General features: G+C 46.0%; 13 protein-coding genes. 5 read left to right on the forward strand and 8 right to left on the reverse strand.

All coding sequences use genetic code 11. The features are described from left to right. Position 1: 1 nt before the first annotated feature. Positions 2-2089 carry an acylase gene (locus tag RIC07_RS07365; RefSeq protein ID WP_446393958.1) on the reverse strand — a complete coding sequence of 696 codons (2088 nt, stop codon included), beginning with the start codon at positions 2087-2089 and terminating at the stop codon, positions 2-4. Positions 2090-2287: 198 nt separating this feature from the next. On the opposite strand from RIC07_RS07365, the gene RIC07_RS07370 reads away from it, so the two are divergent. Further along, complete coding sequence (locus RIC07_RS07370; RefSeq protein WP_446393959.1) at positions 2288-3076, forward strand: SDR family NAD(P)-dependent oxidoreductase; 789 nt, start codon at positions 2288-2290, stop codon at positions 3074-3076. Positions 3077-3525: 449 nt separating this feature from the next. Here RIC07_RS07370 and RIC07_RS07375 read toward each other — a convergent pair whose 3' ends face one another. Both RIC07_RS07375 and RIC07_RS07380 read right to left on the reverse strand, forming a co-directional pair. Continuing rightward, positions 3526-3717 (reverse strand): hypothetical protein, encoded by a 192-nt coding sequence (locus RIC07_RS07375; protein ID WP_006098246.1) that lies wholly within the window; start codon positions 3715-3717, stop codon positions 3526-3528. Positions 3718-4369: 652 nt separating this feature from the next. Continuing rightward, positions 4370-4744 carry a hypothetical protein gene (locus RIC07_RS07380; protein ID WP_446393960.1) on the reverse strand — a complete coding sequence of 125 codons (375 nt, stop codon included), beginning with the start codon at positions 4742-4744 and terminating at the stop codon, positions 4370-4372. Positions 4745-4753: 9 nt separating this feature from the next. On the opposite strand from RIC07_RS07380, the gene RIC07_RS07385 reads away from it, so the two are divergent. Beyond that, complete coding sequence (locus tag RIC07_RS07385; RefSeq protein WP_446393961.1) at positions 4754-5980, forward strand: glutaredoxin family protein; 1227 nt, start codon at positions 4754-4756, stop codon at positions 5978-5980. 119 nt (positions 5981-6099) lie between these two features. On the opposite strand, the gene RIC07_RS07390 is transcribed toward RIC07_RS07385, so the two are convergent. Next, positions 6100-6288, reverse strand: coding sequence for a hypothetical protein (locus tag RIC07_RS07390; protein ID WP_006098250.1), 189 nt, complete (start codon positions 6286-6288; stop codon positions 6100-6102). Between the two features lie 243 nt (positions 6289-6531). Further along, on the reverse strand, positions 6532-7188 hold the full coding sequence (locus RIC07_RS07395; protein ID WP_446393962.1) for an HAD-IB family phosphatase: 657 nt from the start codon (positions 7186-7188) through the stop codon (positions 6532-6534). A gap of 744 nt (positions 7189-7932) precedes the next feature. Here RIC07_RS07395 and RIC07_RS07400 point away from each other — a divergent pair. Further along, on the forward strand, positions 7933-8277 hold the full coding sequence (locus tag RIC07_RS07400) for a hypothetical protein (RefSeq protein ID WP_006098037.1): 345 nt from the start codon (positions 7933-7935) through the stop codon (positions 8275-8277). 232 nt (positions 8278-8509) lie between these two features. Here the strand turns inward: RIC07_RS07400 and RIC07_RS07405 are convergent, their stop codons facing one another. Both RIC07_RS07405 and RIC07_RS07410 read right to left on the reverse strand, forming a co-directional pair. Further along, positions 8510-9154, reverse strand: coding sequence for a class I SAM-dependent methyltransferase (locus RIC07_RS07405; RefSeq protein WP_446393963.1), 645 nt, complete (start codon positions 9152-9154; stop codon positions 8510-8512). Between the two features lie 38 nt (positions 9155-9192). Beyond that, complete coding sequence (locus tag RIC07_RS07410; RefSeq protein ID WP_446394048.1) at positions 9193-9357, reverse strand: PEP-CTERM sorting domain-containing protein; 165 nt, start codon at positions 9355-9357, stop codon at positions 9193-9195. A 58-nt stretch (positions 9358-9415) separates the two neighbouring features. Here RIC07_RS07410 and RIC07_RS07415 point away from each other — a divergent pair, with 58 nt between their 5' ends. Beyond that, positions 9416-12670 carry a protein kinase domain-containing protein gene (locus tag RIC07_RS07415; RefSeq protein WP_446393964.1) on the forward strand — a complete coding sequence of 1085 codons (3255 nt, stop codon included), beginning with the start codon at positions 9416-9418 and terminating at the stop codon, positions 12668-12670. A gap of 140 nt (positions 12671-12810) precedes the next feature. On the opposite strand, the gene RIC07_RS07420 is transcribed toward RIC07_RS07415, so the two are convergent. Beyond that, positions 12811-14853 carry a PAS domain S-box protein gene (locus RIC07_RS07420; RefSeq protein ID WP_446393965.1) on the reverse strand — a complete coding sequence of 681 codons (2043 nt, stop codon included), beginning with the start codon at positions 14851-14853 and terminating at the stop codon, positions 12811-12813. A 268-nt stretch (positions 14854-15121) separates the two neighbouring features. Between RIC07_RS07420 and trpD the strand changes: the two genes are divergently transcribed. Then, entirely contained in the window at positions 15122-16165 is a 1044-nt protein-coding gene (gene trpD, locus RIC07_RS07425; RefSeq protein WP_446393966.1) for an anthranilate phosphoribosyltransferase, read from the forward strand. Positions 16166-16198: the final 33 nt, after the last annotated feature.

Here is a 16198-nt window from a genome sequence, read left to right on the forward strand (position 1 = left end):
TTCAAAACACCGTCCGCGATTCCAAATTTGCCTCGATATCCTGACGAGTCCGCCAAACCGATCGCAATTCCTTCCGTGCATACAAGGGTAACTGATCTCCAATATGCCTAGAACCCGGTTGTGTGGCATTGCCATAAACTGTGAGTACCCTTGCCTTAATCGGATCAGAAAACTCGATCGCGGCAATATAACTATCTCCAGCTACTGATTGCAACCCTGTCTCATTCATGGGTGCAAAATCAATCACCTGGAAACTGCCCAACTGCCCAGACGCGCCACTTCCTGGTAAATCCACATCCCCATACTTTAATCGCGCCCTCTCACCCCAAGGGACATCTAATCTCCCATACCCTGCTTTAACCCTAGCGGCGGCTTCTACTAAAACCTCCACCGCCGCCACCGGATCTGCCAAACTATCAGGGGTAGTTAGGGGCGATTGGGGATTCCAACCTGTAGCAAACTGATTCGTATTCGGCATTAATTGTACCCAAGTGGCAAATAGAACCGTTCCTCGACTGTCTGCATTTGCCTGTCGATCCCAGTTGGCTAACACATTTGCGGCTTCATTGGCTAATTCATCCCCCGACTGTCGCGTTGCAGCAATTAAGTCATCGAGTATCCGATCTGCCAATTCTAGACGCGAGGAGAATTTTCGGGCAATCATCTCCTCAAAACTAATTGAATTCTCCCCCATCAACATTTTTGCCGATCGCTGGGCGCGGACGTTCATCGATTGGGGTGCCATGTAGGGCGGATAATCATCAGGATTAATGGCTTGGGGGAATGTGGTAGTCCAGGGTGGATCGTTGGCATTTTGTAACCAACCCGTTTCTGGGTCAAGGATGCGAGGTAAATCTTGATAGGGATGATACCTTGTCCATAAGGTTTCAGAGGTATCGCCGGGAACCACACCCTGCCAATACTGCCAATCTCCCTGAGAACGCACTGGCACTTGACCGTTAAATATATGTAAAATATGCCCATCTCGGTCGGCATACAGAATGGTAAACATGGGCAGTTGTAAACGGGCGACGGCTGTCTCAAACTCTTGGCGGTTAAGCGATCGCATCATATCCCACAACTGTGCCATTAATTGAGGTTGATCTAACCCCACCACCCGCAACGCGATCGCATTCCCTTCTGGTTGCGTAACTACAGAACCATGAATCGACTGCCGAATCACCAATTCCTGTTCCGCTAATGTCCCATTGTCCTGCTTTACCTTTAGGGTTTGGGTTTCGGTTGCAAAGGGGCGAACTTGCCCATCAAACTCATACCCCCCATCCGCCAAAGTAAGTTCATAAGCTGTCCAACCCCGATGGGTATTGACTGTGGCTGTCCAACCCAACTGATCATTAAACCCAATGGATAACATAGGCATTCCCACCAACGCCGCCCCATACGCATCAATCCCTGGGGCAGTTAACTGGGCTTCATACCACAGGTAAAAATCTGACCAGGGTAAATGGGGATTCGCCAGTAGCATCGCATTCCCACTCGCCGAATGAGACGGTGCGATCGCCCATCCATTAGAACCCGCTTTGGAATCCCCCGATTTCAACGATTCCAAGCGCTGGGGATTCACCACAAAGTTAAAATGAGTCACCCGTTGCACATGTGCCAATACATCCACCCCATCCACGGGCAAAACCACCTTGACCTTATCGTCAATTTGGTCATCATGTTCGGAGGCATACCGATTAATCCCCGCCGCAAAGCTATCCAGATAACGCCGCATCGTCAGATCTTGCGCCTCGTACCATTCCTGCGCCCTGGCGGGAATACCCATAGTGCGGACATACTTATCCGAGTCCAAATAGTCTTGACCCCAATACTCGGCTGCCTTACCCCGTGCCTGTCCATATAACCTTAGAATAAGATTGCCATGACTCGCCGCTTGCGCCCAGCCAAATGCCTGGAATAGATTCTCGGTATTATTGCCGTAAATATGCGGTACGCCCCAGGTATCCCAAAGAATCTCAGTTTGATTGTCTCCAGTAACTGGACGGTAAATTCCCCAGGCTACAGTAAAAATCACCGTCAGCAATACTACGATCAAAACTGAAAATCTTTTGTTCAATCGGGACATTCTCAATTAAAATAAACGTCGATATTTTTGTACGACTATAAATTATAGACTTTATTTATTTAATTAACCACAAACAATTGCAAACTATTCCTTGAGGCTGACTTCCTTCTTTGAGGCATCATTTTAGTGGCAATGCGTTAAACTAGACATTAGGTTAAGAATGGTAACCTAAACACCTCTAAAAATAACAGAACATTAATGTCCACTGCTTTAATTACTGGAGCGTCGGCAGGACTGGGGGCTGCATTTGCTCAGGAACTCGCTAAACGGCAAACCGATTTAGTGATTGTGGCTCGTTCCCAAGACAAACTACAGCAACTTGCCCAAGATTTACAAGCCACCTATGGGATTCAAGTTGAGGTTATTCCCCAAGATCTTACCGCACCTGATGCCGTCCCACACATCTTTGAAATAGTCAATCAGAAAAATATTTCCATCGATTTACTGATTAATAATGCTGGGTTTGGCGACTACGGAGCCTTTAGTCAGACGTCTCGGCGTAAACAGCTAGAGATGATTCAGCTTAATATCCTGGCGTTGGTAGACTTAACTCATCACTTTCTCCCGCAGATGCAACAGCGAGGTTCTGGAAGTATTATAAACATCGGCTCAATTTCTGGGTTTCAACCGCTCCCGTATCTATCAATCTATTCAGCAACTAAAGCCTTTGTTATTAGTTTCAGTGAGGCGCTTTGGGCAGAAAATCAGCACACGGGTGTTAAAATTATGGCAGCTTGTCCAGGACCTACGGAAACGAACTTTTTCACCACGGCGAATTTTGCCGAATATGCTCCTGATAGTTTAAAACAGCAACAAACCGATTCCCCAGAGCTAGTGGTTCAGGAAATTCTCCAGGCTCTAGACGCTGATGATTGTACAGTAGTGACAGGGCGGTGGCAGAATAATTTTATCGTGAATCTGCCCCGATTCTTTCCCAGGAAAACCCTGGTGCAGATTGTCGAACAGCAATTTCGTCCTCAAAAATAAAGAAAAAGGAACAGGGAACAGGGAACAGGGAATAGGGAACAGGGAACAGGGAACAGGGAACAGGGAACAGGGAATAGGGGCTGTAGGGGCGGGTTTGACGGATAACTTATGGCGCCAAACCGATAACTTAACTAAACCCGCCCTTCTGGAAGTTACCACGTTCGATAAGGAAATGCCTCGGTTCACGAGCTATACATAAGTTTTATTGAGGTAAAAGATTAAAATTGCTAATTTTATTACTCTATACTGTTAAATCGTGTTGACTGATTAAAATAGATTATTACCAGAGAAGATAAAACTCAACATGACAAAGGTGCAACCCGGTTTAGGCTGCACCCTTTCAGTTGTCTGTATAAGTCGAGGGGTCTGAAAACGTTTAGATCAATCGAGGTAATCAAGGAATTATGACCAATTCGTCACTCCTCTGCTGCTATAGGAGCAGTTGAGGCTTAATAGTTCGCCACTGGCGTAATTTCGTCTCCCAACAGGGGTCCGTACAGATTGGAAGCACCCGTTTCGTGACTATTCCAGTTTCCTTGGATAAAGTAGATTCCATCATGGCTGGAAGCCGCGATTTTTCCCGTGTGACCTTTTAAAGAGCCTTTGGTGATTTGCACGAGTTCATGTTGCTTGTAAACCATTGTGATCCCTCCGTTTCACATTTGTTCAAAAATTAGCTTTTCCTACTTATACAGTATTTTGACAAAAGTTTTACACCATCAGCGACGATCTTTCGACAGATTTTAGAAATCTTTCAGGTTTGCAATGCCTTACAATGACGCAGAACTCTGGAAACCGTTGGTATTACTGGGGTCTGAACGATGGGCAACCATCGGATAAGCCAGAGAGCAGATGGTAGAGGGCAGAAGGTTCCCAGGAAAAGGTATCCAGTTCATGCCTAGGGGTGACTTCATCGGATTGGGTATACACCGTTGATCCCCTATAGGAAATACAGCTTTGGGATCAATGGCACTGAAAAGCGTGCATTTTTGGATCGCCAAAACCCTTGATATATCGTAGGGTGGGCATTGCCCACCAGAATACAAGGAGCGTGCCATTTGCCTGATCGAGAGCAGAGAAACAAGGACAAGACACCCTAGTTTTTTAAACGTGGGTTCATAGCTATAAAACATCATGCCCATCCTGTCAAGGTAGAACTATAGCGCTACGCGCTAGGCAATGGGCAATAGTGAAGAAAAACACTGACTTATCAAGGGATTGACCCTTCGACCCTTCGGCACACTCAGGGCGTCGCTTCGCGGCAATTGAGCGTTCGACTGAACTTCGACAGGCTCAGGGGTCCGCGCTCACGCCGAAGTCCTGTCGAAATTCAGGGTCAACACCGAGCGAAGCCGAGGTGTTGAGCGATTTAAATTTTTCTTCTTTTGTCCTAACCTTAAAGCGTAGTGCTATATTACGTCTTTTTTCTAAGGGCAGCTCCTTGCCCGGTGATGGATTTACAGTAGAAGTATAGTCTCCTAAATTTCTCCTCAGTAAAAAGGACGCTAAAAAATGATGGTTAAATCTTACCGCCGACTGATCCTGTCCTTTATCATCATGGTTGGTCTGGTATTCTTGACCTCCCTTCAGTCCGTTGCCCAGGCTAGTGATGATGTCGTCAATGTCTATTTCTTCCACAGCAAAACCTGCCCCCATTGCCTCAAGCAAAAGCCCTTAATGACTTATATTGATCAACACAATAAAAATGTTGAGGTTACGTCGCTTGAGGTTAACGACAATCCCAGGGAATGGCAGGAATTCCAAAAAGCCCGGGGAATCTCGTCCGGCGCTGTTCCTAGGACTGTAGTTAAGGACAAAATGTTCATTGGCTATAGTGAAGCCGAAGGACCTTTGGAATACACTCCAGTTCATCAAGCTTATATCGGCTACAAAAACCAAATTATTGCAGCGATAGAAACAGCCGTCGGATCTCCACTCAATTTACCCACAACTGATCAACAGCAACAGACTAAGACCAGCCCCCCGTGGCAGGTCTTTTTAATCCCGTTCTGGTATCTCTGTAGTTATCCGTTTTTGCAAAAAGCCCTTGAGAAACGACAAGCTAAACGCTATTGGATTGGCGGGTTGCTGGCAACAACGATCATCAGTCTATTTGTATTTCTTGCCCTTACCCCTGATGCAGTAATTAAAACCTTTGCCCAAGGGCTTCCCTTCCCCCTATTTGTCTCTACCATTGCCCTTGCCGATGGCTTTAATCCCTGTGCGTTCACGGTTTTAGTCATTCTGTTGTCGTTACTCACCTATACCCGCAGCCGCAAGGATATGACCTTGGTGGGGACAACCTTTATTATCACATCAGCGGTGATGTATTTTATCTTTATCATGCTGATGGTCTTGGCGGGTTCAGTCTTCCTAGAAAACTATGGCGTTCGATTTATGCAAATTCTGGGAATTCTGATTACCGGGGCAGGTTTGATCAATATCAAGGATTATTTCTGGTTCAAAAAAGCGATTTCCTTATCCCTCTCGGAAAAACAACAGTCAACGATAAATAAACGAGCGGGAACAATTGTCAGAAACTTGAGGAATGCTCAAGGCGATCGCAAGATGTTTATGGCGGCATTAGCGGGGACGGTTCTGTTAGCTGTCTTTGTCAATATTGTCGAACTTGGCTGTACTGCGATTCTACCTGCGGTTTACATGACGGCGCTGTTACAGTATTGCTCCGATGAAATTGGCTTGTGTCATATCTCGTGGACAGGTTTATATGCCGCGATTTACATTATTCCGCTGTTGGCTATTTTGGGGAACTTTATCTATTCGTTTAAGTCCACTCGACTCACGGAAAACCAAGGGAGAGTGCTGAAACTGGTTGGAGGACTATTTATGCTATTCTTTGGTCTGGCGATGATATTTAAACCCCAGTTACTAACCCTTGGCTAGGACGTATCGCCAAAGTCAGAAGGCTTAAGGAAAGAAGGTTCAAAGGAAAAACTACCCAAATTATCAAGGGGGTAAAGTTTATTCTCCCCCTGTTTTCGCATTGTATGAGTGAATTCAATTTAATAAGATAAGGGTGAAATTTCGTCGCCCAGCAGGGGTCCGTATAGGTTGGACATATCGTTTGTTTGATGCGTCAAGTCTCTGGCAATAAAATAGCTACCTTCATGGCTACAAGAGGCAATTTTTCCTGTATGACCTTTGAGAGAGCCTTTGATGATTTTTACGCGATCGTTTTGTTGATAGACCATGGTGCAACTCCTAGTTGGACGTTTTTCAATAAACCATTTCATTATATGAATGTTATTTTTTCAATTCTATGAAGCTGAACAAGCTTTTCAATAAAGTTTTGGCAAAATTTATTTTACAAAACTTTACATTTTGAAACTTAACCTTCTCTCCCCCTATTTCCTGAGAAGGGCGGGTTTAGTCAAGTTATCGGGACAGTGCCAAAATGTTATCGGTAAAACCCGCCCCTACAGCCCTACTATTCTTTAGGTTTTTCCCCAAAGCTGGGATAGGTGTTGACGCACATCAAAAAAGTCATTCCAGGGTAAGTAAGGCTTTTGACGTTCATCGAGATATTGGCTGAGGCGATCGCGGGCGAAGACGACAGAGGCGTGCAATGCCATGTTAAAATCCGTTACCGAATCCCCGATCGCAATCTGTTCGTCTGCTGGGTGTTGTGCCATCACCTGAACTTTGGCAACCAATTCGCTATCCCCCTCAAACTCGGACAAGGGCTGGAGATAGTCACCACTCGTATCCAGATCTACAGCATAAACAGCCGCCACTCGTTCTAGCAGCGACGTTCCTCCCCGCTTTTCTCGACCCAACACCGTCTCCACCATACCGCGCAATCCCCCGGAAACCACCACAAAGGGTACGCCGCGATCGTCCAGAAAATCGAGTAATTCCACTAAACCGGGGCGAATCGGTTTAGATTGGGTATAGGTGAGGATATCTGGGTATCGAGAGGACGGAATTGATGTCAAGACACGACGCACACCTTCCCGTAGTGTTAGCCGTCTGGCGTAAAGTTCGGGCATCACTTGGGCAAATGACTCAGGCGCAAAATCCTTTAACATCCCGGCAAAGGTTTCTACTGCCGTAATCGTACCGTCGAAGTCACAAAAGACAACTCGCTGCATTCGAGATCAGAGGTTAGGTTTAACATTGATAAAGATGGTATAGTATTAGCCATCCCACTGGCTTTATTATGCCGCATTAAATCTCTCTCAGCAAAGAATAGATCAGATAGTTTTTAATTTTTAGATGAATCGATAAAAATCATCCGGCTACAACCTATAACGTTCTGAACGATGGAATAGATCGAAGTTAAACACAAGCCCTCAGAAGTCGATGTTCCTCGTTTGTGATAGTCCTAAACCTCGTATCCAGGTCAAGCTAGAGTATTTTCGATGGCATTATTATTCTCTAATTGATTTATATCTTGGAGTTATTAAACTTAGCAATAACTTAATAGATTTATCTTCAGGGATAAGAAATCCAGAGCGTAGCTTGCTTGATGCGTCGTGAGTATGACAACCGCTCAATGCTCCCATAAGTACAATAACTCATTGACAGAAATCCTCGTTTTTCCTGCAACAGGTGAAATCTATCAAATGACGATGTTTTATCCATAGGATAAATTGAATCAAATCATTGATATGACCCATAGTTATTAGGTTATGATTGAGTCAGGATATAGCGGTTCGCGATTTGATGAGGTACACTCCGCTCACAGGAAAAGCATGAGAGATAAGGGATGGGGGATCAATTGGTGTATTTCATCATAACGAGTAAGAACCGCGATCAGTATAGAAATCTAGTCCAAAGCGATTAGCGCATCAGGGGGTATGTACCAAGTACAATTGTGAACATAAGCCAAAGGAATGACTCTAAACTATCCCATCATTGAAACCCAACTCAGACTCATTAGAGCTTTACAGCGCGGATACGCTGAAGCCTTAGAAGCTGGAGATTGGCAAGCGGCGGAGTATCGTTGCGCCCATTTACATCGGTTATGTGAAGGGCTACATCATCTTAGTTATTTGCTGGATCGAGGCAATGCTTTATCCACAGTGACACCCCAAAATCAAAATAATTGGGTGGGGACTATCCGGGGTAACAATCCGATGCACGCTTTAAATCAGTCCTCGGAGACGAACGAAAAGCCCCTTTCATCACGCCCCCTACCCCCTGAACCACCGCCTATTGATGAAGTGTGGAATCAGTAAATTCTTCTAACTTTTCACAGTTGATGAGGGAGAGAGGGGAGATGTAGAAGATGAGGAAGATAGAGGAGTTCACTTGATATTTAACCTTCAGCAAGGGCGGGTTTGGTTAAGGTAGGGGTTGTCTCCTGAACGGTATTGGTAAAACCCGCCCCTACACACCATGTCCGACTAGCGAAGAAGGGTTAAGACGCGCCATAGCGCGTCTCTCTACCTTCCTTACTTCAATAATTTGCTATTGCTTTTCTGTTGTATTCGGTTTTCTACCAATCAGAAGCGCCAGTTCCAACCATTTCCAATAACAATCGACATCAGTATAACCAATTTCTCGTAGCCATTTCAGTTGAGTTTCTACATCCAATAATTTATTCGAGGGATCGTCTGGTTTGTCAGCAATCCCCATGCAAGCGCGGAAATGTTCATGGAGTGCTGGTGTGGGAGAGGCAACGTGTTCTAAGTTACAAAAAATACCATCAGGTTCTAGCAAGTTGAAGAGTTCAGCATAGAGGGAATACTTACGTTCATGAGTTAGGTGATGAATGGCAAAGCTAGAAACGATCGCGTCAAATATACCTAACTCTGGCAAGGGATGATCTAAATCATGTGCCCTGATTTTTACCGTCTCATCCCCAGCAAAGCGCTGTTTGGCAGCATCAAGCATCGTGGGCGAAAAATCGATCGCGATACTTTCGACATGGGGGCGGTCAATTTTCAGCAGTGCCAAAAGGCGTCCGTCTCCAGTGCCTAAATCGAGGATACGTTTGACTGTTTTAGGAACCTCTTCCAGGACAACAGCTTCACCTTCAGTGCGATGGGGGAGGTTATCAGATCGCTCTAAATAAGATAGCGCATGGTCAGCCGATGTCCAAAGATTTGTCATTTGTCATTTGTCATTTGTCATTTGTCATTTGTCATTCGTCATCTTTGATCTTTGTAGGTTGGGTTGAGGAAGGAAACCCAACAAGCATGGGTTGATGCACCCAATCCTACAAGTCCCAGCGCCGCGAGACTAATCGGTTCAGGAACAGGGACTGTATTCAGGGCGTTACGATTGAGACGGAACGTGCTTTTTTGAGGGGCTATGGCAGAATTATATCACTTGTGCCGTCAGTAAAACCTGCTGAGAGTCTACACAAATCTTATGATTGGAACACGACTACGGGGGCGCTATGAAATTATCCAACCTTTGGGGCGTGGGGGGTTTGGCGAAACCTACCTGGCACGCGATCGCGATTTACCTGGATATCCTTATTGTGTGGTTAAGCAACTGAAGCCGCAGGTGGCGAATCCCTCTGTGTTAGAGGCGTCTCGCCGCCTATTTGATACTGAGGCACGGGTTTTGTATCAATTGGGCAATCATGACCAAATTCCCCAGCTTTTAGCCCATTTTGAAGATAATCAGCAATTTTATTTAGTTCAAGAACATATTGAAGGGGATGATTTACGTCATGAGTTAGCGGCTGGACGCCGATTGGATGAGATGCAGGCGATCCGGTTAGTCTGGGATATCTTAGAAATCTTAAACATTGTTCATCAACATCAGGTTATTCATCGGGATATTAAACCCTCTAATTTAATTCGACGGGCAGCAGATGGCAAGATTATTTTAATTGACTTTGGCACGGTTAAACAGGTGAGTACGGCAACAAGTTCTCCAACAGAGGTGACGATTGCTATTGGTACGCCCGGTTATATGCCTCCCGAACAATGTGCGGGAAAACCGCGTTTTAGTAGCGATATTCATGCGGTGGGAATGTTGGGGATTCAAGCCTTAACTGGAGTATTACCCCATCACTTGCCAACTGATCCGAAAACTGGTGAGATACTGTGGCGAGATCAGGTAGCTGAAGCTTCATTGTTTCATAACATTTTAGCGCAAATGGTGTGTCAGGATATCCGCGATCGCTATGACAATGTGAGAGACGTGTTAGACGCGATCGCCGCCTTACCCTCTAGTGCGACAATCCCCTTACCCAGCCAGACTTTACCTCGTCCCATGAGAACTGTAAACAGCTTACCGTCTCAGCTTCAGACTCAGCGAACCCTAGCCGCGATCGCGTTTACGGATGGTGTGGGTTTTAGTGCCAGAATGTCGGCGGATGAAGAACATACTCTGGACTTAATTCATCGGGATTTAGAGTTAATGCGGCGTTTATGTCAGCAGTTTTCTGGACAGACGATTAAGTCTACTGGGGATGGCTTATTGATGTATTTCCCCAGTGCGGTTCTGGCGGTGGATTGTGCCATCGAAATTCAGCAATCCTTGGCTCAAGCTGCCCAGAGTTTATCGGAACATGACATTATTTTACATCGGATTGGCATTCACTTAGGCGATGTCTTTGTCAGTGAAGGGGATGTGATGGGGAATGGCGTAAATATTGCCGCTCGTTTAGAAGGAAAAGCACAACCGGGAGGGATTTGTATTTCTCAGATTGTTTATGATTTGGTCAAAAATCATTTACAGTTACCTACCACATTTTTAGGTGATTTGTCGTTAAAAAATATTACCGAACCTGTACCGAGTTATTTGATTCAACCTGTATCCTCAGAAAATAGAACCTATTCACCCACACGTTCTCCGTCCAAACTCAAACTGAAACAGACACGCCAGGATGTTCAGTTTCGCCACATATTACTCAATAAAGTGAGAAACTATTGGATCAAAGGGGTATTAGAAACCTCATTGCATGGTCGCGTCTTAATTGAACTAGGCTTAGAAGAACGCCTCGATTTAGTCGAACGCCCTTGGGAATTGGTTTGGGAGGGTTCCGGGGAATTCCAGCAAACCCTATTACCGGGAATCAAAGTCAGTGACAAGTTTCTGGCGATGGGGGAAGGGCGATCGCTCTTAATTTTAGGGGAACCGGGAAGTGGCAAAACCACGACGCTTTTAGAATTAACTCGCGATCTATTGGATCAGGCGGATGTTGATAGTAATCATCCGATTCCTGTGGTCTTTAATTTATCCTCTTGGACGGGAGGTAAGCAAACCATTGCTGACTGGTTAGTTAACGAACTGCATACCAAATATCAAGTGTCGAAAGATATTGGTCAAACCTGGATTGATTCCGGAGAATTGTTACTATTATTGGATGGGTTAGACGAAGTAAGTATTACGTTAAGAGAGGCTTGTGTCACCGCCATCAATCAATTTAGTAGCGAACATGGCACAACTGAACTCGTGGTTTGTAGCCGAATTCGTGATTATCAAGCCCTACAGCAGCGTCTAAATTTACAAGCTGCGATTTGTCTGCAACCGCTTACCTTAGCCCAAATTGATCGCTATCTAAACAGTGCTGGGACGCAACTTACAGTAGTGCGCCAAGTTCTGCGATCGGATAGCACCTTACAAGACTTAGCCCAATCCCCGTTAATGTTAAGTATTATCACCTTGGCGTATCAGGGAATATCCCTGGATGAGTTACCGCAAAGGAGTGGTTTAGACGACTGGCGGAAGCATTTATTTGATCGGTACATTCAGCGGATGTTTAAGCGCAGGCGGGGTCAAGCCAAGTATAGCCAAGAGCAGGTAATTAACGGGTTAACTTGGCTGGCAAAACGGATGCATCAAGACTCAGAAACCGTATTTTTAATTGAGCGATTGCAGCCGAGTTGGTTAGACACTAAAGCGCAAAAATGGCTGTATTCTCTAGGAGTCGGTTTAATCGGTGGATTAATTATGGGGTTAGGTGGGGGGCTGAATGTCGAGCTTATGTTTTGGCGGGAAATTACTCTATTAGCAGGATTAATTATGGGACTCGGCGGCGGGTTGATGGCGGGGTTAATTGTCGCGTTGGTTATGAATCAGATTGAACCCGTGGAAACGTTGAAATGGTCATGGGTAAAAGCCAAACGAAATATAGTACCGGGGTTGCGAATTGGGTTAACGGTAGGATTAATATTTGGCTTCAGCAGTGGACTCATTTTCTGGCTGATTGCGCCGAGTCAGGGGGCGATAATTGAGGGGATAACTTATGGATTGAGTGGTATAGGAACGGGATTGATTTTCGTCTTATTGCGTGGATTAACGGGGGGCGGAATTGAGACAAGTATAGTTCCCAACCAAGGGATATGGCAATCGGCACAAAACACCTTAATTTTTGCTTTAATTGGGGTAGTCGCTATGGTAGGTTTGGCGCAAATCGTGGGACTACCGATTTTATTTGGTGCGGTGATTGGATTGCTGTTTGGGTTGTTTTCACCTGCGGGGATTGCTTGCATTCAGCATTTTACGTTACGGTTAGTGCTTTATTTCAGTGGTTGTATTCCCTGGAATTATGCGCGATTTCTGGATTATGCGACGCAGCAGATTTTTTTACAGAAGGTGGGAGGGGGGTATATTTTTATTCACCGATTGTTATTGGAACATTTTGCTCAGATAGAGCGAAAAATGTAATGGAAGGTAACAGCGAATTGAGTAATCAGCCCTCACCCCCAACCCCTCTCCCATCAGCCATGTCCAGCCTTCTGAATTGTTAAGAAAAATGTGAGTAATGCATAGATTCAGAAGGAGGGAACCGGATCAATTTTCCCCCATCAGCGCTTGTGCGGCGGTTGTCGTATAGGAATCTCAACCACAAACTCAGCCCCTTGTTCAGGAGTTGAATTACACCACAGCTTACCGCCATGTTTTTCAACAATAATTTGGTAACTAACCGCCAACCCTAATCCCGTCCCTAAGCCTACAGGTTTTGTAGTAAAAAAGGGGTCAAATAGCCGTTTTTGGGTCTGCGGACTCATCCCGATTCCATTATCCGCAATGCGGATAAAAACATAAGGATTGTCCGGTTCAGAATTATCCATTTCTCCGCTGGAGTGTTCCTCGGTTAAACCATCCGTTATTGAGGGGTGTGCGGAGTCCGTTTGACTAAGACCTGTACGAATCGTAATCGTTGGTGAAAATAAGACAGTATCCTGGGAAAACTCCGCCTCCGTTTGAGACGAATCGCAATTTTCCTTGTCCTCGATCGCGTCAATCGCATTCGTCAAAATATTCATGAAAACTTGATTTAACTGTCCGGGCCAACAATCGACTGGGGGTAATTTTTCATACTCTTTAATCACACAGATTCCTGCTGCCCCGGGTTTCTCCTTGAGTCGATATTGCAAAATCATCAAAGCACTTTCAATACCCGAATGAATGTCTATTGTCTTGCGCCCTGACTCATCTAAACGAGAAAACGTCCGCAACGATTGCACAATTTCCCGAATCCGTTCAGCGCCAACTTTCATCGAATATTGAAGTTTGGCAAAGTCGGTTAAAATAAAGTCCAAATCGATGCTATCCATCCGCTCTTTAATAACGGCTGGAGGATTAGGATAAGCAGTGCGGTAAAGTTGCACCAGCGCTATGAGGTCTTGGTAATATTCTTGGGCATAAATGAGATTGCCATAAATAAAATTGACAGGATTATTGATTTCGTGAGCAATACCTGCCACAAGCTGACCCAAACTGGACATTTTTTCGCTTTGGATCAACTGGGATTGGGTGCGCTGCAAGTCGTGGAGTGTTTTTGATAATTGGGCGGCTTGTTTGCGGGCGTGTTCTGTGGCTCGACAGCTAGCGGCGTAAAGTTCAGCTTGTTGGAGCGCCATGAGCAGTTGACTAATCACTGCTTGCAGGAGTTCAACTTCGCTATCTGTCCAAGGGCGAGTCTCCTGAGAGTGGCTGCAACTGATAATCCCGGTGATTCCGGACGGGGTTTCTAGGGGGAGAAGCAAGAGAGACTGATAGTCGAGCGATCGCATAAATTCCTGCAATAATGGATCGCTCACCGTTTCAACGGTATCAATCCGCACAATGTCCAGATGCAATATCTGCTGGGTGAGAACGGCATTGGTGTCCGCCCAATAGCAGTCTGTCAAATCGGGAAGCTGAGACTCTCGATCTTCTGTGACAACTTTCCAATAAGCCGGCGTCTGCTCAGTATGATATCGGATAAACTGACAGCGATCGATTCGCAATAGCTGGCGGATTTCCAGTACCGTTGTTTCCAGAATCGTATCTACGTCTAAGCTGTTGCGGATTTGCGTCGAGAGGCGATTAAGCAAGGCTTCGCGGCGAGCTTTTTCGCGCCAGGGTTCTTCTGGCTGCAATGCCAATTCAGGCGTTTGACGGGCGCTCACATCTTGAACGACGAGCAAAAAGTATTTCGGATCTCCTTGAGGCGTTCGCACTAAGGATAGGGTAATTTGCACCCAGACAATGCTGCCATCTCGGTGTCGGTAGCGTTTTTGTTGGCAGTGACAGTCGAGAGTCCCCGCTAAGAGTAACTCCAGTATCGCGCGATCGCTTGCCCAGTCATCAGGGTGGGTTAGGTCTTGCCAGGTGCGGGTGAGAACTTGCTCACGGGTATAACCAACGATCTGACAAAATTTGGGGTTGACCTGGATGACTTTGCCATCCGTCGATACATGTTTGATGCCAACTGTCGCTTGCTCAAAGCTAGCGCGGAAGCGGTCTTCACATTCATTTAGCTGTGCCTCAACAGGTCTGGGTGGAGTGTCCACAACAGAGGTTCTAGCTGGATTGGGTCGGGTGGGGTGGGAATGAAGCAAGGGTTTTGAGTTAACGCTCAACTCAGTTAACGTGCCGTCAGGTTTTTGAATGCCTATGATAACATTCAGGAGATGGAAACGTTTTCGATTGACCCTGTACAGGTGCAGGGGAGCAGGCGAGCAGGGGAGCAGAGGGGCAGGGGGAGGATGTTAACGCTTGTACTCTAATAAAACTTTCTTTATATTTGTTTAGATTATTTAGTTCAGTAATCGCCCTCCATAATATCCGGTACGATATTACAGTTTTTCATAGCCGCCATTCACCAAGCTCCTATTTTTCCAGATAAACATGATCCAAACTCCCACCAACTGGTCTAACCTGCTGCAACAGATCCTCGACAGACAATCATTATCCCGTGACCAAGCCTCACAACTGATGCAGGGATGGCTCAACGAGGACATTCCACCAGTTTTATCGGGGGCGATTCTGGCTGCGATTCAGGCAAAAGGCGTCTCTCCATCGGAATTGGCAGGAATGGCTCAAGTGTTGCAGGATCAATCCTTACAGCAGGACGCCATTGACCATAAAACGCCAGTTATTGATACCTGTGGCACAGGCGGCGATGGTGCATCCACCTTTAATATATCGACGGCTGTAGCGTTTGTCGCGGCGGCAGCGGGTGTACGGGTTGCCAAACATGGGAACCGTTCCGCCTCCTCGAAAGTGGGTTCAGCCGATGTTTTAGAGGCGTTGGGCGTCAATTTATCTGCCCCACCAGAACAAGTCCAGTCCGCCTTGGATGAGGTGGGCGTGACATTTCTATTTGCCCGGGGATGGCATCCGGCGATGAAAGCGGTAGCCCCATTGCGACAAACCCTGAAGGTGCGGACAGTATTTAATCTGTTAGGACCTCTAGTCAATCCATTGCGCCCCACAGGTCAAGTGATTGGCGTATTTGACGCCAACGTCGTATCAACAGTTGCCCATGCGTTAAAACAAATGGGAATTCATCAGGGAATTGTCCTACATGGACGAGAAAATCTAGATGAAGCGGGATTGGCTGACGAAACCGACTTGGCACTTTTATCTGATAGTGGGGTGCGACTGTCTACGCTGAATCCGCAACAGTTTGGTTTAACGTCAGCACCCACAGGGGCGTTGCGTGGCGGCGATGTGGCGGACAATGTGGACATTTTAACGAATGTTTTACAGGGGAAAGGAACCGCCGCCCAACAGGATGTGGTGGCGTTAAATACTTCGTTAGCCTTGCAAGTGGCTGGAGTGGTGGCGTTGGAGGATCACCAAGCTGGGATTGAACAGGCAAAGGATATTCTCAAAAGTGGGGCGGCTTGGTCTAAATTGGAACAACTTATTCAATTTTTGCAGAATTAGGGTAAGTGATCAACGCATTTCCTTGCCCTTGCC

It is taken from the genome of Coleofasciculus sp. E1-EBD-02 (assembly GCF_040218245.1).
Lineage (GTDB): Bacteria > Cyanobacteriota > Cyanobacteriia > Cyanobacteriales > Coleofasciculaceae > Coleofasciculus.

Coding starts and splice junctions, on each gene's coding strand:
- RIC07_RS07365 (WP_446393958.1), bottom strand. CDS start 2,089: ATGTCCCGATTGAACAAAAGATTTTCAGTTTTGATCGTAGTATTGCTG.
- RIC07_RS07370 (WP_446393959.1), top strand. CDS start 2,288: ATGTCCACTGCTTTAATTACTGGAGCGTCGGCAGGACTGGGGGCTGCA.
- RIC07_RS07375 (WP_006098246.1), bottom strand. CDS start 3,717: ATGGTTTACAAGCAACATGAACTCGTGCAAATCACCAAAGGCTCTTTA.
- RIC07_RS07385 (WP_446393961.1), top strand. CDS start 4,754: ATGACTTATATTGATCAACACAATAAAAATGTTGAGGTTACGTCGCTT.
- RIC07_RS07390 (WP_006098250.1), bottom strand. CDS start 6,288: ATGGTCTATCAACAAAACGATCGCGTAAAAATCATCAAAGGCTCTCTC.
- RIC07_RS07395 (WP_446393962.1), bottom strand. CDS start 7,188: ATGCAGCGAGTTGTCTTTTGTGACTTCGACGGTACGATTACGGCAGTA.
- RIC07_RS07400 (WP_006098037.1), top strand. CDS start 7,933: ATGACTCTAAACTATCCCATCATTGAAACCCAACTCAGACTCATTAGA.
- RIC07_RS07405 (WP_446393963.1), bottom strand. CDS start 9,154: ATGACAAATCTTTGGACATCGGCTGACCATGCGCTATCTTATTTAGAG.
- RIC07_RS07415 (WP_446393964.1), top strand. CDS start 9,416: ATGATTGGAACACGACTACGGGGGCGCTATGAAATTATCCAACCTTTG.
- trpD (WP_446393966.1), top strand. CDS start 15,122: ATGATCCAAACTCCCACCAACTGGTCTAACCTGCTGCAACAGATCCTC.